Here is an 18138-nt window from a genome sequence, read left to right as displayed (position 1 = left end):
TTAGATTTATCCCCCTACATATACTACTTTCTTTGTCTCGAAGAACTCCTCTTCAAAGAACTCCTTCAGGTCCCACAGCGTAGTCTTGTTCTTGACGGGCATGGTTTCGTTTCCCAATTCGCCCCCCTTGAGGCAAATCAGTCCGTTGGGCAATGCATTCTGCTGTTTGGAGGAGATGTTCTTGCGGATAATCTTCAGTAGGTCTGTCAGTGGCATCACGGCACGGCTCACCACAAAGTCGAACTTCCCTTTTTCCTCTTCTGCGCGGGCATGGCGGAAGGTGACGTTTTTCAGCCCGATGCTGTTGGCTATTTCGGAGGCTACGCGTACTTTCTTTCCGATGCTGTCCACCAGATGGAATTGTACTTCGGGGAAAAGGATGGCAAGCGGGATTCCCGGAAAGCCTCCTCCCGTGCCGAGGTCCATAATTTGTGTCCCCGGTCTGAACCTGATTACCTTGGCTATGCCCAGAGAGTGCAGCACATGGTGTTCGTACAAGTTCTCTATATCTTTGCGTGAAATGACATTAATCTTAGAGTTCCAGTCCAGATAGAGGTCGTAGAGTGCGGCAAACTGCCGTTTCTGTTCTTCCGTCAGGTCCGGGAAATATTTGAGTATTAAATCCATTGTGAATTTTATGTTGATAGACAATTGATTACAGTTCCTATTCGCCGTCTGTTTTTATAGCGCTGCTTAATACAATGAATTTACCGTTCATCAGAGGGGCTATGTCCTCATAAGACAACGTGATTTTGGTTGCTCCCATTACGTATGGGGCAATTTCATATACATTATAATAGAAGGTGATTCCCGTTGGGTCCAGGTAGAAATTCTCGATAGGCTCCAGGTCACCGGTGGTGGCGTAGCCCATGTCCTCCAGCTCTTGGCGGGTGCTGACGTTGTTGTCTGCCATCAGCTGTTTCCAAAGCAAGTCGGTCAGCGCTTCCTTATAGTCGCCTTCAAAGAGGTCGTCCAGGCGGATGGGGCTTAGGGTCTTTAGGTCGAGGTTGAGGAAGGTGGACATATAGATGCCGTGTGCGCCGCCGGTATATTCGTTGTAATCTATACGGTAGGTCAGTACTAAGGTATTGCACAACTGCACATGGCTTTCGATTCCTTTATAATAGGAATACCAGGCTCCTATGCTCTGCTCGTCCTGCTTGTCCTCCTCGTCTTTCTTGTACATCGGCTCCAGGTCATTGCGGTAGTCGCCGACATATTTCTCCGTATATTTCTTGACAGCTTCTTCGGGTGTCATCGCCATGTACTTGTCGCCGAAGCAGGCAGAGAGGAAGAAGGTGTTCAGACTGTCTTTCAGCCTTACGTCGGATGACTGGCTGGCGTAGGCAACGTTGAGGATGAGGTTGCAGGCCGGCTTGGCTGTGTCTCCGAAGAGATGTACGGTTTCGTTTACTTGTATACTGTCGAACTCCAACGCGTATGCGTTTTTGTTCACGGTGTTACCGCAGGAAAAGAAAAAGCCGCTTGCCGCAAGCAGAAGGACAAGTAGGCTGACAGTTTGCTTTTTCATATTGAGTTTCGTTTATAAATCAACATATCAATCAAAAAACTTTATCGACAAATATAGAACTTATTAACGAACTGCACACATAAAAAAGGAAAAATTAATTCCGGCAAACGGTTAAAACTTTCTATCTTTGCAGCGCTTATGAAGGAACTCCGTTACATACTGGCTGTACTCTTTTCCTCCCTTATCATTATAAGCGGAGTGGGGATTTCTGTAGTTCAGTATTGCTGTGCCGGATGCGAGACGACACAAAGTTGCTGCACCTCCGGCTGTTCCAAATGCCATAATGCACATCGTGCCTCACGGCAAACATGCAAGGATACCGGCTGTACAGCCGTCTACTACAAGGTGGATTTCGTGAAGCATGCACACGAGTCTGTTTCGTTCGTGCCATTCCTTACACTGTTTTGCGAGCAACTGCCGCTGTTTGATCACTCCTTGCCGCAGGTGGCTTGTACTCCGAGAGTTGTTTCAGGAGCACCGCCATATGTCGTCGGCTCGCGTCATTATCTGGCGCTCTATTCCACGCTTCTCATTTAGTGTTGTTTTATACGGGGCAATGACATGAATTGTCCGGAGGGAACTGTTTGTTTTTTAATCACTTCTTTAAGTATAAAACAGAAATGAAATATAGTTTGATAGCCATTCTTCTGTTCTCTTTCACCGCCTTGCAGGCGCAGGTAAAGGGAACGGTAAAGGATAATTTGGGCGACCCGATTGCGGGTGCCAACCTCTTCTGGCAGAGAACCACCCAAGGTACCACCACTTCGGCGGACGGTACTTTCTCCTTGTCCAAACCCAATGACAAGCATATGCTTGTAGTCAGCTTTATCGGTTTTGAGAACGATACGATACACGTCAGTAACCGCAATGAGACGCTCGACATTGTCTTGCGCGAAGGGGTGGAACTGAGCGAGGTGAATGTGGTCAGCCGTAAGTTGGGCACCATGAAGCTGCGCAACAGTGTGATGAATGAAGATATGATAAGTAGCGCCGAGTTGAGTCGTGCCGCCTGCTGTAACCTGGGAGAGAGTTTTGTGACCAATCCCTCGGTGGACGTCACCTACTCTGACGCCGCCACCGGTGCCAAGCAAATCAAGCTTCTCGGCTTGTCCGGTACGTATGTGCAAATGATGACGGAGAATATCCCCAACTACCGCGGCTCTGCCGCCCCCTACGGACTGGGTTATGTACCCGGGCCATGGATGCAGAGTATTCAGGTGAGCAAGGGCAGTTCGTCCGTGAAGAACGGCTATGAGGCCATCACGGGACAAATTAATGTGGAATTCAAGAAACCCCAGTTGCCCGAGGCCGATTGGTTCTCCGCCAACCTCTTTGCCAGCAGCACCAACCGCTACGAAGCCAATGCCGATGCCACGGTGAAACTCTCCAAACGTTGGAGCACCTCTTTGCTGGCGCATTACGAGAATGAGACCAAAGCTCACGACAGCAACGACGACGGCTTTGCCGACATCCCCCGTGTGGAGCAGTACAACCTCTGGAACCGCTGGGCATACATGGGCGACCGCTACGTCTTCCAGGCAGGCATCAAAGTGCTTACGGAAGACCGCAACAGCGGGCAAGTCAGCCATGGCAAAACGTCCCTGGCAGACCCTTATAAGATAAGTATAGGTACCGACCGCTACGAAGCCTTCACCAAGAACGCCTATATATTCAATAAGGAGAAGAACACCAACCTGGCATTGATCCTTTCCGGCTCCCTGCACAAGCAGGATGCCTTGTACGGACGGAAAATCTACGATGTGGACCAGCACAACGCTTATGCCTCCTTGCTGTTCGAGACGGAACTGACCAAGCGTCAAAGCCTTTCTGCCGGACTGAGCTTCAACTATGACTCCTACGACCAGCACTATCGCCTGGACAATGACGCCGCACAGCCTTTGACGAAGAAATTCACCAAAGAAGCCGTCCCCGGCGCCTACGTGCAGTACACCTACAACTGGGACGATAAACTGGTGCTGATGGGTGGTATCCGCGGCGACCATAGCAGTGAGTACGGCTATTTCGTCACTCCGCGTTTCCATGTGAAGTACAATCCCAACGAGTATGTACATTTCCGTCTTTCGGCAGGAAAGGGATACCGCACAAACCATGTGCTGGCCGAGAATAACTACCTGCTGGCAAGCAGCCGCCGGATAGACATCGCCAAACGTCTTGACCAGGATGAGGCCTGGAACTATGGCGCAAGCGCTTCCGCCTATATTCCCTTGTTCGGCAAAACCTTGAACCTGAATGCGGAATACTATTACACGGATTTCCGCAAGCAGGTGGTGGTGGATATGGATACGGACCCGCATGCCGTTCTGTTCTACAACCTTTACGGCCGTTCCTATTCGCAGGTAGTGCAGGTGGAGGCAAGCTATCCGTTCTTCCCGGGTTTCACCTTTACCGCGGCTTACCGTTGGACGGATGCCAAAACGAATTACAACGGAGAGCTGATGGAGAAACCCCTTACCAGCAAGTATAAAGGTTTGCTGACGGCTTCTTATCAGACACCTTTGGGATTGTGGCAGTTTGATGTGACTTTGCAACTGAACGGTGGCGGGCGCATGCCGGCTCCATACGAACTGACAGACGGCAACTGGTCGTGGGAAAGGCGCTATGGCGGCTTCGAGCAGTTGAGTGCCCAGGTGACGCGCTATTTCCGTCGCTGGTCTATATACGTCGGTGGCGAGAACCTGACAAACTTCAAGCAGAAAAACCCCATCATTGATGCTTCCAATCCCTGGGGAAGCAACTTTGACGCTACGATGGTGTGGGGACCCATGCATGGAGCAAAAGCCTATGTAGGTGTTCGTTTTAACTTGCCGAGAATATAATATTATTTATTAAATCAATAGCGAAACAATGAAAACAAGAAGATTTTTAATGACTTTGGCAGTTGTACTCTTCTGTGCATCTGCCGCAATGGCAAAAGACATCCGTACAGCCGTGTTCAAGGTGGCACAGATGAAGTGTGAGAACTGTGTAAGGAAGATAAACAATAACATCCGTTTTGAGAAGGGACTGAAGGACTTCAACACAGACCTGAAGACAAAGACGGTAACCATCACGTATGATGCCGACAAGACCAATGTGGAAAAGTTGAAAGAAGGTTTCCAAAAGTTCCATTATGAAGCGGAGTTTGTCAAGGAAACCAAGCAGGACGATAAGAAGTAATTGAACAAACTGCTCATTTCGGTTGTTGCTTTATTAAAGCGGAACAACAACCATCTAAAAAATAAATCGAATGAGCAATATAATTACTAAGGCACATCCCGTGCTGGATATGCACAGCACGGGATTGCGCGTCGTCGGTGCATGGCTTTTTGCCATCGTGCTGATACTGTTTTCTACAGTCTTTGTGCATATACCCTATACCCGTGAAATACAGATGGTACTGGCAATTCCGGTACTGCTGTTTTTCGGCGCTCCTTTTTATGCCGGTGCCTGGAAGGGAACCCGGTCGGGCCGCAACAATATAGACCGTCTGGTGGCACTTACCACCTCTGTGGCTTTTCTGTTCAGTGTGTTCAATACTTTCTTCCCGGATTATTGGCTGGGCATCGGGCTGGAACCGCATGTCTATTATGGGGTTGCCGCCGTCATCATCGCTTTTTCTCTGACTGGCGAGTTTATGGAGGAACGTGCCCGGAGAACTGTGTCGGCGGCTATCTGCCGGTTGGGAGGCTGGCAGCATAACGCAGCCCGCGTACTGCCGGAGAAGCAACGCATTGACGACCGTGTTGCCGAGCTTTTTGTCCCGGTCATTCTCATCATTTCCCTGCTGACCTTTTTTATATGGGTGTTCTTCGGAGGCATAGATGTAGTGTCACACGGTCTGTTTGCCGCTTTGTCCGTATTGGTGGTGGCTTGTCCGTGTGCGGTAGGGCTGGCCACTCCAGTAGCTTTGGCGGCGGGCCTTAATAAAGTTGCCCGCAATCATATCCTTATCAGGGACACTTCCGCTTTAGAGCAGATGCGCAATGTGGATGTGGTGGTATTCGACAAGACCGGGACCTTGACAGAAGGACATCCTACGGTAATAGGCTGGCTGTGGGCGCAAGGGCAGGAGGAGCATTATAAAGATGTACTGCTTGCTGCCGAGTCTACTTCGGACCATCCTCTGGCAGAAGCAATCGTTACGGCCCTGGAAGGGGAGGAGCAGGTTATCCCTGCCCACCTGGACGGTTTTGAAAACATTACCGGAAAAGGTGTCAGAGTGGCCTATCAGGGTGCGGAATATTGGGTAGGAAGCCATAAACTGCTGAAAGATTATCAAGCCAATTTGTCGGATATCCTGGCCGATATGCTGACACAATATGAATCGGACGGAAACAGTATTGTCTACTTTGGGCGTGAGAACGATTTACTTGCCGTTATTGCCATCAAGGACCAGTTGCGGGTGACTTCTATGGAAGCTATCCGGGAACTGCGTATCCAGGACATCGAGATATGCATGCTTACGGGAGACGGTGAGCGTACAGCTTCTTCCGTGGCCGGCAGTTTGGGTATCATGCGTTTTGTGGCTGATGCCATGCCCGACGACAAAGAGGATTTCATCCATAAGCTGCAGCTTCAGGGTAAAACGGTCGCCATGGTAGGTGACGGCGTGAACGATGCGCAAGCCTTGAGCTGTGCTGATGTAAGCATTGCCATGGGAAAGGGGACCGATACGTTGATGGACACCGCCATGATTACTCTCAGGACTTCAGACCTGCTGCTGTTGCCCAAAGTTTTCCGGTTGTCTCGCCAGACTGTGAGCCTCATGTACCGGAATCTGTTCTGGGCTTTCATCTATAATACAGTGGGTATCTTTGTCGCGGCCGGAGTACTCTATCCCGTCTATGACATCCTGCTGAGTCCTGCGCTGGCAGGTGCTGCCATGGCTCTTTCCTGTGTATCCGTGGCTTTGAGCAGCCTTCGTCTGAGTTCCAGGTTCTGACGGCTGTATTCTCAGCTGTTCCTATACTCCAGCGGACTCATGCCCATGTGCCTCTTGAAGTATTTTCCAAAGAAGGAAGCACTGGGGAAGTTCAGGGAATAGGCAATCTCCTGAATGGTCATGTTGGTTGATTTCAGCTTGGCTTTCACGTCTACGATGACGACGTGGGCGATGATGTCCAATACATTTCTGCCGGTCACCTGCCTCACGGTGGTGCTGAGGTGTTGCAGGGAGATGCCCAGTTTGTCGGCATAGAATTGCGCGCGGCGTTCGCGGGTATAGTTTTCGATGACGAGCTGCACCAGTTCGCGGCATATTTCCTCTTTCCGGCTCTTATTCCCTTTTTGCATCTGCGGACGGTGGCAATACATTCTGTCTATGCCGCTGAGGAGCATGTTCAATGTGCTTTGAGCCATTTTTGTATCGGGAGGATAGGGACCGGTCGTGATGCGTGCCCATAGGGCAAAATAGTCCTTGAAGTAGGAGGCGACGGTAGGGTTGACAGCCAGTACCGGATACTCCAGTATGTTGGAGAAAGAGCTCAATGTAGACTGGATGAGGTTGACTCCATTGAGGCAATGGGAAGAAAACCCCACGAATCCCAGGCACACTTTTTCCTTTTGTTCGTAAAACTGTATGATAGTTCCGGGAAGCAGGGTAATAAAATCCCCTTGCTTGATTTCCGTATCCATCAGATTGATGGATACCGTGATGGAACCTTCTATGCATAGTGCAAAGATGCATGCTTTCAGGCGGCACGACTGTTTGTATATGTTTAGAATGTCTTCCGTTACTTCAGTCCATGCAATCATGTCTACTGGCAGGTCGACTTGAGGAAATTCCATACGCTTTGTCGTTTAGAGTTTGCACAAAGGTAATTCTTTTCCGGGAAAAAGTAACGGAAGACATTCTGTTTTTAAAATGAAATGTTCTTTTTTTAAAATGTAACGTCCATCTTTACGACGAAAGTACGTGGCGCGCCCACTGCCATGGGACGATAGCTGTACTCCTTGTTCAGCAGGTTGTTTATCATGAACTGGAAAGCTACTTCCTTGGTGGCTTTCACCCCGAAGCGCATGTCCACTGTGGCATAGTCCGTATTATGCTTTTTCCAATAGGATGCCAGGGTTTCCCCGTTGGACGAGCCGAAGAGGATGCCGCGCACGTAGTCCAGCAGGTCAGGTTCACTTTTGCTGCGTTCGTCCAGCATAATATAGTCCACGGCAAGTATCTTGCTTTTCCAGTTTACGTTGGCACCTATGTTGATGCGTTTCCACTGAAAGTCCAGCGTGGCCTTGAAACTGTGTTTCGGACGATATTTCAAGTACTTGCCGTCATTGCTTTTCTCCTTCATCTGAAGCGGGTCGGTATAGGTGTTCTCCAGGGCATTGCGTTTCTTGTAGTCGGCATCCCTCGGTTCGGTATATACATATCCCAGGTTATAGAGCAGCTTGGCGTTTTTGTTGAAGGTGTACATGCCGTTGGTACTGATTTCCATTCCATAAATCTGTGCTTTGGACACGTTGTGGAACTGTGCCCCGATGCCGAAACCCTTGCCGTCCTTCAGCATTTGTATGGCGTCTGTAACGCTGTTTATCATGCTCAGGTCCGCATTGTTGAATAGGCCGAACTGGAATTCCACCATATCCTTGTATTGGGTATAGAAAGCGGCGACATCTGCAAATCCTTGTAAATTGCCTGCCTTGTACCCTTGCTTGAATCCCAGCTCGGCATTGAATCCTTTTTCCGGCTGTACGTTGTAGTTGGGATATACACCTACACCTCCGATGTCTTTGCGAAGGTATTTCTCGGTGATGGAGGGATTACGGTAACCCTGGCCGAAGCTGGCACGCAGGAAGCTGTAATCGGCTAGCTGGTAGTTCAGCCCGGCACGGAACACGGGGCGGAAAGGAATCTTGCTCCCGAAAACCTTTGTGTCGGCTTCCCGGTAGTGCTTGTCTATCCGGTAGTATTCGGCACGTACACCGGCCGATACGCTGAGGCGGTCCCAGAAGCGCTGGTCGTATTGCATATAGGCGGCAACATTGTCACTTTGATGTACTTCTTCCGTTTCGCCGGAGAAGGTGCGGATATGTTCGTAAGTCAGACCCGTGGTGATTTGTGCGCCGCCGTCCCATTTCTTGTTGAACTGATAGTCCAGATAATAGTCGTAATTCTTGTCCGTCCGTGTTGGTGATTGATTGCGCTTCGGATTGAGTACACCGGATAGCCAGGGAACCAGGTCGCTGGGTAGTTTCCCTTCAAGCAGTCCTCCCATGTCAGACGGCAGGCCGTTGCTCATTACCCAGGAGATGAGGTCGCAATAGTCGGCAGTGGTGGCATTGGGGAATATGTTGTCCAGAGAGCCGAAGACACCGTCCATCAAATCACTCAGCTTGTTGCTTCCCAGCCATTTGATAACTCCGGTCATCAGTGGCTGGAGGGCTGTGTAGTCTCCATTGGCAATGTTCTGGATGACTTGTGCGTCGGTGCCCATGTTGCCCAGAATATCCGTAATGGAGGCGGATTGTGTAGGGCGTACCACATTGTCCGCACTGTAGTAGAAACGGCCCTTTACTTTGTGTGAAGTACCTCTTTCAGGATTGGTGAAGTTGAAGAAAGGGTCAATGCGGAAGTTGTTGGACTCACGTCCCATATTAGTAAAGGGAGAGGGGCGGTAGGCCTCGCCGGGCGAGCGCCAGATGAAGAAATCCCCGTACTTGTTGGAAAGGAAATCCACGTTGAAACCGTAGTTCATCAGTTTCATACCCATATCCGGCTGATAGTAGGTGAGGTTTCCGTTGATGTGGAAACGTTTGTTGTAACCTTGTTGGCGGTAGCCCTCGTCGGTAAAGAGATTCAGTCCGCCGCTGACGTCAAAGTTACCGATGCGGCGGGAGTGGGTGAGGTCGAAACCTTCGTAGAGCGGATTGCGTACACCGCTGAAAAGGCTGTTGCGCAACAAGGGCTTTACCGGATATTTGTCCTCTTTCCAGAAAGATTTGTCACTCCATTGGTAATCGCTGTTGTCGGGGTCGTCATAGATTCCTACATAGGCACTGAAACGGGTCTGAGGGGTCAGTCCCGGCCGTGCGGTGCGTATGTTGATGATGCCGTTCAGGGCCGACGAACCATAGAGCACGCTGGAGGCTCCTTTGATGACCTCTACCTGCTGCACATTTTCCAGAGGTACGCTGTTCCAGTTGATGACTCCGTTTTGGGGGCTGAGCACGCTCATCCCGTCTACCAGTACCAGGCTGCGGGCACCTACGCTGTAAGTCCAGCCGCCACCGCCTCGAATGCTGGGTTGCTTGTCGATGATATCCACCCCCGGAATGGTCTGCAGTGTCGAGGTGATGTCTGTGGGAGCCTGGCGGGCAATGTCACTGGCCTTTATCAAATCCATGGAGACCGTCACATCGCTCAGCTTCTGTTCAAACCGTCCGGCCGAGACCACGACATCTTCCAGCAGGTTGGTGCTTTCCTTCATGTACACGTCTTTCTGCATAATGTCTCCTTTGCTGATGACGATGGGCATTGGCACATCCTCATATCCCACGTAGCTGAATACCAAATCTACACCTCCCGCCGGCAGGTGTACTTCGTATGCACCGTTTATGTCGGTCACTACGCCTTGCGTGTCTTTCAGCTTGTAGGTGACCGATGCCCCTGCAAGCGGTTCATTGGTCGTTGCATCATATACGTGCCCCTTCAATATCTGTGCAGATATGGAAAAGCTGAACAGTAACGCTGCGAATAGCGTTATTAGAATTCTTTTTTTCATAAGTCTGTCTTTTTGTGAATAGTTATATCAGAATGTTTGCAAAGTACGTGAGATATTATCAGATTATCAAGGTGTATTTTTATGAATTGATGCTACATATTTAAGATAAATTCGGGGAGTGAATTCAAAAAAGTGCTATATTTGCTTGCATGAAACTGGAAATATCAGATTGGAACATGATTCCTTATGCCGGAGCATGGAGCCGGCAGACGGAATGGTTTGACGCACTTGTACACGCCAAGCAGGCAGGAGAGTGCTATGTCAATCATATTGTGCTCTGCGAGCATCCCCATGTCTATACATTGGGGCGTAGTGGGAAAGAAAGGAATATGCTGCTGGGAGAAGAACAACTGCGCAGGATAGGGGCTACGCTCTATCATATTGACCGTGGCGGAGACATTACGTATCATGGTCCGGGACAGTTGGTCTGCTATCCTATTCTGAACCTCGAGGACTTTTCTTTGGGGTTGAAGGAGTATGTGCATCTGCTGGAAGAGGCGGTAATTCGCGTTTGTGCTTCGTTTGGCATCGCGGCCGGACGCCTGGAGAAGGCAACGGGCGTATGGTTGGAGGGCGATACTCCCCGTGCCCGTAAGATTTGTGCCATCGGCGTGCGCAGCAGCCATTTTGTCACCATGCATGGATTGGCACTGAATGTGAATACCGATTTACGTTATTTCAGCTATATCAATCCCTGCGGATTCATAGACAAGGGTGTCACTTCTTTGCAGAAAGAGCTGGGACACGAGGTGCCGATGGAAGAGGTGAAGGAGCGTCTTTGTAAGGAGCTGGTAAATCTTTTGTCATGAACTATTTGGCACATATATTCCTTTCCGGTCCGAACAGAAAAGTACAGTTGGGTAATTTTGTAGGCGATGCCGTAAAGGGAAGCTCCTATAAGAATTATCCGTCGGATATAGCCAAGGGTATTCAGCTTCACCGCGCTATTGACGACTATACCGACCATCATCCGGCTGTCTGCGAGGTGGTGCATAGGCTTCAACCAGAATTCGGACGCTATTCGGGGGTATTGTTGGATATTTATTTCGATTATTTGCTGGCTTCCCGTTTCGAGTCGTTCTCCGGAGGCTCCTTGAGGAAGTATACCCGGAATTTTTATCTTTCCCTCCTTATCAATTACCGCTATCTTCCGCTACGGTTCAAACGTTTTATCTGGCATTTTATCCTGACCGACCGTTTGCGGAAATACGCCACTCTGAACGGAATAAGAGAATCTTTGAACATCATGGTGGAATATCATCATATTGATATATCCGTAGATAAGGCAATTTGTTACCTTAAAGAGCACGATGAGGAACTGTTTGCTGTGTTCCAGCCATTTTTTATTGAATTGCAGAGGTTTTGCGCTGAATATCAGCATAATTATAAGTCACAATTTTAAGGACGAAGAAGGAATGAATATCGTGTCGGCAAGGAATTAATATCCTGCCGACACGATATTTGTTTTTTGTATCACACGTTGTTGATTTCCTGCATGACATGTTATTGATAGCTTGTGCCCTGTGGAATCAGCTTCCCGTACTCCGCTTCTCCCTTGCCAGTACCGAGATGATGTACCCTCCCTTGCTGTTCACCTTGTTCCAGTTTGTTCCATTGAATATTTTCCAGACGTAGTTTCCCAGCCTGCCGTAGTCCGATAACTTCAGAATCTTCCTGATTTCCTCCCGGTCGGTGATGTAGAGCTTTTCCAGATTCAGCATGAGGCATTCCAGGTTGTGCGTATTCCTGTTGTAGGCATATCCGGGAATGTCCAGATCAGGATTTCCCTGCGCTCCTCCGCTTTCCCCCGGGGGAGTAAGAGGGGGAAGTGCTTTACTTTCTTTTGCTTTACTTTCTTTTGCTTTGCTTTCTTCTACTTTGCTTTCTTTGCTTTGTTTGGAATTGCATGCATTTTCGGGGAAAATGTCCGCATCCTGCGTACAATTTTCCCGTTTTTGCGTACAAGTCTCGTCCTTGTCCGGTTTATCTTCCTCCGTCTCTACCAGCAGATAGGGTAGGGTGGTGAGGTCCCTTTTTCTTCTTTTGGTGGCTTCCAGCCATATTTTCTGTATCTCGGTAGAGGTCAGCACCCCTTGCTCCTTATAGGTTTTGGGGTCGAAAAAGGCTTTCTCCACCAGGATGTCCACGATTCCCTGCATCTCCTGCTCGTTGATGTCCTTTCCCGCCTTGTTTGTGAACAGTGTGCATTGCTCCGCGTTCCATTTCAGGTAATATCCGTTTTCCTTGTGTATCTTGCACAGCAGTTTCATTACCGCCGCCGTTCCTTTCAGTCCGAACCTGGCTTCCACCAGTTCCACTGCTATCTCTTCGAATAGATTTACTTTGAGGGGGAAGTATAGCATTCCCCCGTACATCATGGCCATTGTTTTTAGTGTTTAATGATTAGTGATTAATGGTTAATGATTAGCATATGGGGCTCCATTCGAGGAAGTTTTCCAGCTGGAAGGTTTTCCATGCCTGCAGTTCCACGTCCCAAAAGGCTATGGTGCTTGTCACTCTTGTGATGTCATAATCTCTTCTGAAGTCTGCCTTGTAGGGCAGTAAGGTGGCTTTCGCCAGCCTGAATGTCCCGTCCTGCTTGTGGTAGGCTATGAGCGCGTGTCCGTATTGCATGTGGTCTATCAGGCTTTCTATCCGTCGGGTCATCCATGTGGCGCATGTTTCCGTGTAGCTCTTTTCCAGCATGATACGTATTTTCCATAGGTTTCTCAGTGCTTCGTGAAGTGAAGCGTGCTTTGTCAACTTTCTCATTTTGTTGTCTTTAAAATTAATAATTGTATTAGTTTGGCAGGAGGTACGCTTGTATATAAAAAAAGATGCCGCATTCGTTGAGAAAGCGGCATCTATAGGCGGTGTGGCTTCATCCTTACCAAAGTGGCGGCAAAGATAAGTGGTTTATTCCTTAAGTTGTTTATATTTAATTATTGTCAATAAGTTTCGTGGTTTCTGCCCTTTTTTGTTTTATTCCCTATATCTTTCCTGCTACCTTCATTTCCCGCCACACTTCACCGAACTCTTGTATTATAGTGTTTTCTGACAGTCTTTTATAGTCTGGCGTTCTAAAGTCGAAATGTGAGTATGCCCATTGTGCCAATGCCTTGTTGCTTGTCGGCTTTTCTTCTATAAAGTATCTTGATTTTTTCCATAGGATGATGTCTTTAATGACTTCTTTCCTATATTGTGGCAGTATTCCTATAACCTCCCCGCTTGAGGGACGTCCTACTCCTGCTTTAGGAGCTGATATGCCGTGCTTTACATCCGTTTTAAGGGTGTCTCTTTTTGTTTTTTTTCCTTACTTTGGAGTGTCTCTTTTGCCTTCATTTTCTAATGTTTTTGGGTTAATAATTAAAATTACTGTAGTTTGTAAAATAAATGCAAAGGTATATCAAGTTTTTTGTTTTTGTGGAGTAAGGATGGAGATAAAAAACTGGGTTTTATCTTTATGATGGGTTAATGCGTTGATATATAAATGGAAATGACTTTGACTTGGAAGTGTTTTTTAAACGTTCGTTTAATGGACGCAAAGATAAGACTGTTTTTTATATCCTCAAAATGTTTAATAAAAATATTTTGGAAAACCCATCGTGTATCAGTTTAATTTACAGTAATTCAGTATGTTAAGTATCTTATTTAATATTTAAAATTTCCATTCCCTTTTATTAACTCATTCCCTATTTCATTTCCTGAAATTTGACGTCCATTAAACGAACGTTTAAAAAACGCTTTTTGTTTGTAATCCGTTCGTTTATAGCCTTTTACCAGAAGGCAATGACGAACTGCGAAAAATCTGTTAGCAAGAAGGGCATAAAGCTTGTCGTATTTTACATAAAGTGTCCGCAAGTGATTGAATTCCAAGTGTATGCAAGGAGTTTAAAGCCCCAGGAGAACGCTCTTATCTGAACAAAAACATAAAATGGGAATAGAGAAAGAAACTGAAATCTGGTATGCTATGCGTGCCACCTACCGCAGAGAACCAGATGCTATGCGCCTGCTCAAGAAGGAAAATTTGGGCTGTTTCATTCCTATGCAATACAAGATAAGTATAAAAAAAGGAAAAAAGGTACGTGCTCTGGTCCCGGTCGTTCATAATCTGCTTTTTGTTCGTGCCTGTCCTTCCGATGTGCAGCGTGTCAAGTCCCAGGTAGCATACCTGCAATATATCACCGACACCCGTAGCGGCCAGAAAATCATCGTCCCCGATGTGCAGATGCAGCGTTTCATAGCCGTTGCCGGTACTTACAACGACCATCTCCTGTACTTCCAGCCCGAAGAACTGAACCTTTCGAAAGGAACTAAAGTACGTATCACCGGCGGTGACTTTGCAGGCCAGGAAGGTATCTTCCTGAAGGTGAAGGGCGCGCGTGACCGCCGCGTGGTCATCGAAATCCAAGGTGTCATAGCCGTTGCCCTGGCCACTGTCCATCCCGACCTGATAGAAGTCGTGTCATGACATGCATTCTACTGCGGGTCAGGTCATCCAACAAGCCGGAATTAATAAATAAACATCAATCATAAACAATATGTCTCTTTCTGAAGAAACACTTACGCTTCAGCGTGCCGCGCACGATCTGATGTATTTGGGTATGGACGGCAGTCCCGTCTACAGCGATGACCTTTCCCGTCGTAACGGTGAGGTTTATCGCCTGACCACCTCTTTGTACAATTCCGTATTCCAAGGTTCCACTGTCGAGGAACAGGCGAATGTCTGTCTCGCCCTTCTGATGGGCTACAACGCTTCCTTCATCGACCATGGTGAAAAGCAGGGACATGTCCAGGCAGTCCTGAACCGTTGTTGGGACCTTCTTGAGGCTCTTCCCGCCTCACTGTTGAAACTCCGTCTTCTCACCGCCTGTTATGGTGAGGTCTATGATGAACCCTTGGCCGATGAAGCCCGTAAAATCATTGCCGGTTGGGATGGGAAATCACTCACTCCCGAACAGCAGGAGGCCATCGAGGAGTTTGAGAATGTGGTGGATAATCCTTATCCATGGGAGTATATTGAGGAGTAGAAGAAACGAGAAATTAGTCTTTCCTTAGAGGAAAAAAAATATTTCTTTACTATGTCTGGTGAGTATCTCCCTGATAATTCGATGTACTACCGTGGTAAGTCCGAGCCTCTTTTCCTCATTGCTGATCTCGATAATATTCCCGGTGAGTTCATCCGCTATTCCATCATCAACCAATCTTTATGATTCAAATAATAACTCTCATTTTGAGAAGTCACACATCTATCAGCTATGATGTACAAGGTTTATCTTGCAAAATTTTTGTATGATGGCAATTGGAACATGATTTGCAGAAATTTGAGTATTTACCTAGTAGGTGTCAACTTTCCAGTATAGATAACAGACAATGAGCAACAAAGAGTGGATGTACCTCATCAGAAGAAGAAATTTTTAAAGTATTTATATCCTATGGCACCGAAGACAATTTTGTTCGTCTTTGAGATATAAGCTATCAACTCTTCGAGTTCTTTTGGAACGAAGATATGGTAGTCATATCAGTCTATGTCCTTCTGAATGTCCATTTTTTGATATTATCGGTATTGAAAAACCGCAGAGGATCTATAAAAATAGAAAAGAATTATAATAGTATAACCCAATTAAACAATTAGATATTATGAGTTGTTTTGCAGGTAAAACCCTGTTAATTACAGGTGGTACTGGTTCATTTGGTAACATGGTACTTAAGCGCTTCCTTGAGAGTGATATTAAGGAGATTCGTATCTTTTCACGTGATGAGAAAAAACAGGATGACATGCGTCATCATCTTCAGGATACCTATCCTATTAATATTGTAAATAAAGTGAAATTCTATATTGGTGACGTTCGTGATCGTAAGAGTGTTGATATTGTGATGCGTGGTGGCGTGGATTATATTTTCTCTGCAGCTGCTCTTAAGCAGGTTCCTTCTTGCGAGTTTTTCCCAATACAGGCTGTTGAAACCAACGTATATGGTACAAATAATGTACTTGAATCAGCTATAGAACATGGTGTAAAGAATATCGTTGTTCTTTCTACAGACAAGGCTGCATATCCTATTAATGCCATGGGTATTTCTAAGGCTATGATGGAGAAGGTTGCTACAGCAAAGGGGCGGCAGCTTGGTGCTAATGCAGACACAACTATCTGTTGTACTCGTTATGGTAACGTAATGGCTAGCCGTGGTTCTGTAATTCCTCTTTGGGTTGAGCAAATGATGGAGGGTAAATCTATTACTATAACTGATCCAAACATGACCCGTTTTATGATGACTCTTAATGATGCTGTTGATCTTGTTATTTATGCTTTTGAACATGGTGAAAATGGTGATCTTTTCGTTCAGAAAGCACCCGCCGTTACACTTGATATTCTTGCTCAAGCTTTGAAGGAAACGTATGCAGAACTTGATCCTAAATATCTTGATACAGAGGTTAAGGTTATTGGCACTCGTCATGGTGAGAAACTTTATGAAACTCTTGTAACTCGTGAGGAGATGGCACGTGCAATCGATATGGGTGATTACTATCGTATCCCTTGCGATGGTCGCGATCTTAACTACGATAAGGTTGAAGGTGGTAATCCAGAGATTGAAAAGATGGAGGAATATCATAGTCACAATACTACTCGTCTTGATGTAGAAAGTATGAAAGTACTTTTGCATAAACTGACCTTTATTCGTGAGGATCTTGGACTTCAGTCACGGGCTAAGGCAAAAGAAATTCGTTCTGAATAATAGTTTTGTTGACTAATGAAAATATTGGTAACAGGAGCAAAGGGATTCATAGGAAAGAACCTTTGCTCTCAACTTCATAATATTGCTGACCAGAAGGCACGTTGGTACAAACTGCTCAAACCTATCGAAGCCATTTATGAGTATGACATTAATAGTACTCCAGAGAAGCTGGACGAATGGTGCAAAGATACAGACTTTGTTTTCAATTTGGCTAACATAACCTCATTACTCGATACACTAAAGGAATATAGTAATACCTGTCCTGTTATGATCAGTTCGTCTTCTTTGGCAGCTCTTGATAATTCATACGGTCAGTCAAAGAAAGTATATGAAGAGCTTATGTTTCAGTATTCTCAGGAAACTGGAGCTAAAGTCCTTGTCTATCGTTTTCCAAATTTGTTTGGCAAATGGAGCGATCTTGCAGATGTTGATATAGTTTCATGCATGTGTAATGACATAGCAAATGGACACCCCATCCAGGTGGACGATCCTAACTTAATGCTAAATGTTTCATATATTGACGATGTAGTCGATAGTTTGATCTCTTGTCTTGTTGGTAAGGAATATAAGGAGGGTAAGTACTGTTATGTGCCTAATGTATATAAGGTACGTCTAGGTGATATCGTAGATCTTCTTTATTCATTCGATAAGGGGCGTTACGACCTACAGATTCCTTGCGTTTCTGATGGATTCCGTAAGGCACTCTATAGTACCTTCGTCTCTTATCTTCCAGAAAATAAGATATCTTATCCACTTGAGATGAGGACTGATGATCGTGGCTCATTTTCTGAATTCATTCGTACCGAGAACCACGGTCAGGTTAGCATCAATATCAATAAACCTGGAGTCACAAAGGGACAACATTGGCACCACAACCTTGTGGAGCGATTTCTTGTAGTGAGTGGCCATGGCCTTATCCAACTTCGTAAGGAAGGTTTCGACGAAAATGGTCAGCTTTATCCCGTACTCAATTATGAGGTGAGTGGCAAGAAACTCGAAGTGGTAGAGATGATTGCGGGTTATACACACAACCTTATTAATCTATCTGATACTGAGGATATGGTTACCGTCATTTGGGCTAATGGATGTTTTGATCCTAACCGTCCTGATACTTATTGCGATTTTGTAGAACCAAAGAAAGATTAA

Annotated in this window: 17 protein-coding genes; 11 read left to right on the top strand and 6 right to left on the bottom strand. The window is 46.6% G+C overall.

The features are described 5' to 3' along the window. Positions 1 to 6 precede the first annotated feature (6 nt). Together rsmG and DWY55_RS03820 are read right to left on the bottom strand one after the other, a co-directional pair. Complete coding sequence (rsmG, locus tag DWY55_RS03825; protein WP_009036902.1) at positions 7 to 627, bottom strand: 16S rRNA (guanine(527)-N(7))-methyltransferase RsmG; 621 nt, start codon at positions 625 to 627, stop codon at positions 7 to 9. Positions 628 to 664: 37 nt separating this feature from the next. Continuing rightward, entirely contained in the window at positions 665 to 1531 is an 867-nt protein-coding gene (locus DWY55_RS03820; RefSeq protein WP_035448218.1) for a DUF3298 and DUF4163 domain-containing protein, read from the bottom strand. Positions 1532 to 1669: 138 nt separating this feature from the next. Here DWY55_RS03820 and DWY55_RS03815 point away from each other — a divergent pair, with 138 nt between their 5' ends. From DWY55_RS03815 to DWY55_RS03800, 4 genes are all read left to right on the top strand, one after another. After that, the gene (locus DWY55_RS03815; protein ID WP_034532772.1) at positions 1670 to 2068 is read left to right on the top strand and encodes a hypothetical protein; all 399 of its coding nucleotides are present in this window, start codon (positions 1670 to 1672) and stop codon (positions 2066 to 2068) included. 83 nt (positions 2069 to 2151) lie between these two features. Further along, positions 2152 to 4368 carry a TonB-dependent receptor gene (locus tag DWY55_RS03810; RefSeq protein ID WP_035448220.1) on the top strand — a complete coding sequence of 739 codons (2217 nt, stop codon included), beginning with the start codon at positions 2152 to 2154 and terminating at the stop codon, positions 4366 to 4368. Between the two features lie 28 nt (positions 4369 to 4396). Further along, the gene (locus DWY55_RS03805) at positions 4397 to 4708 is read left to right on the top strand and encodes a heavy-metal-associated domain-containing protein (RefSeq protein ID WP_008663186.1); all 312 of its coding nucleotides are present in this window, start codon (positions 4397 to 4399) and stop codon (positions 4706 to 4708) included. A 70-nt stretch (positions 4709 to 4778) separates the two neighbouring features. Further along, complete coding sequence (locus tag DWY55_RS03800; protein ID WP_117879016.1) at positions 4779 to 6473, top strand: heavy metal translocating P-type ATPase; 1695 nt, start codon at positions 4779 to 4781, stop codon at positions 6471 to 6473. A gap of 11 nt (positions 6474 to 6484) precedes the next feature. On the opposite strand, the gene DWY55_RS03795 is transcribed toward DWY55_RS03800, so the two are convergent. Together DWY55_RS03795 and DWY55_RS03790 are read right to left on the bottom strand one after the other, a co-directional pair. After that, on the bottom strand, positions 6485 to 7318 hold the full coding sequence (locus DWY55_RS03795) for an AraC family transcriptional regulator (protein WP_005828170.1): 834 nt from the start codon (positions 7316 to 7318) through the stop codon (positions 6485 to 6487). 92 nt (positions 7319 to 7410) lie between these two features. Then, positions 7411 to 10257, bottom strand: a complete 2847-nt coding sequence (locus tag DWY55_RS03790; protein WP_117879017.1) for a TonB-dependent receptor — start codon at positions 10255 to 10257, stop codon at positions 7411 to 7413. A 137-nt stretch (positions 10258 to 10394) separates the two neighbouring features. Between DWY55_RS03790 and lipB the strand changes: the two genes are divergently transcribed. After that, a complete protein-coding gene (gene lipB, locus DWY55_RS03785; RefSeq protein ID WP_255419753.1) occupies positions 10395 to 11066 on the top strand; it encodes a lipoyl(octanoyl) transferase LipB in 672 nt (223 codons plus the stop codon). Beyond that, the gene (locus DWY55_RS03780) at positions 11063 to 11659 is read left to right on the top strand and encodes an ACP phosphodiesterase (protein WP_117879018.1); all 597 of its coding nucleotides are present in this window, start codon (positions 11063 to 11065) and stop codon (positions 11657 to 11659) included. The genes lipB and DWY55_RS03780 overlap by 4 nt, the downstream gene beginning before the upstream one ends. A 127-nt stretch (positions 11660 to 11786) precedes the next feature. On the opposite strand, the gene DWY55_RS03775 is transcribed toward DWY55_RS03780, so the two are convergent. Together DWY55_RS03775 and DWY55_RS03770 are read right to left on the bottom strand one after the other, a co-directional pair. Beyond that, a complete protein-coding gene (locus tag DWY55_RS03775) occupies positions 11787 to 12641 on the bottom strand; it encodes a DUF4373 domain-containing protein (protein ID WP_117879019.1) in 855 nt (284 codons plus the stop codon). A 40-nt stretch (positions 12642 to 12681) separates the two neighbouring features. Further along, positions 12682 to 13029 (bottom strand): SH3 beta-barrel fold-containing protein, encoded by a 348-nt coding sequence (locus tag DWY55_RS03770; RefSeq protein WP_016273534.1) that lies wholly within the window; start codon positions 13027 to 13029, stop codon positions 12682 to 12684. A gap of 1162 nt (positions 13030 to 14191) precedes the next feature. On the opposite strand from DWY55_RS03770, the gene DWY55_RS03765 reads away from it, so the two are divergent. The 5 genes from DWY55_RS03765 (at position 14192) to DWY55_RS03750 (ending at position 18138) form a co-directional block, all read left to right on the top strand. Next, positions 14192 to 14728, top strand: a complete 537-nt coding sequence (locus tag DWY55_RS03765; protein WP_117879020.1) for a UpxY family transcription antiterminator — start codon at positions 14192 to 14194, stop codon at positions 14726 to 14728. Between the two features lie 70 nt (positions 14729 to 14798). Continuing rightward, complete coding sequence (locus DWY55_RS03760) at positions 14799 to 15287, top strand: UpxZ family transcription anti-terminator antagonist (RefSeq protein WP_101545432.1); 489 nt, start codon at positions 14799 to 14801, stop codon at positions 15285 to 15287. A gap of 51 nt (positions 15288 to 15338) precedes the next feature. Then, positions 15339 to 15470 carry a hypothetical protein gene (locus DWY55_RS22500; RefSeq protein WP_259321653.1) on the top strand — a complete coding sequence of 44 codons (132 nt, stop codon included), beginning with the start codon at positions 15339 to 15341 and terminating at the stop codon, positions 15468 to 15470. 427 nt (positions 15471 to 15897) lie between these two features. Further along, a complete protein-coding gene (locus DWY55_RS03755; protein ID WP_117879021.1) occupies positions 15898 to 16992 on the top strand; it encodes a polysaccharide biosynthesis protein in 1095 nt (364 codons plus the stop codon). A 15-nt stretch (positions 16993 to 17007) separates the two neighbouring features. Then, entirely contained in the window at positions 17008 to 18138 is a 1131-nt protein-coding gene (locus DWY55_RS03750; protein ID WP_117879022.1) for an NAD-dependent epimerase/dehydratase family protein, read from the top strand.

It is taken from the genome of Bacteroides sp. AF25-38AC, from assembly GCF_003602995.1.
GTDB lineage: Bacteria > Bacteroidota > Bacteroidia > Bacteroidales > Bacteroidaceae > Bacteroides > Bacteroides uniformis.
This window is presented reverse-complemented; position numbering and strand designations above follow the sequence as displayed.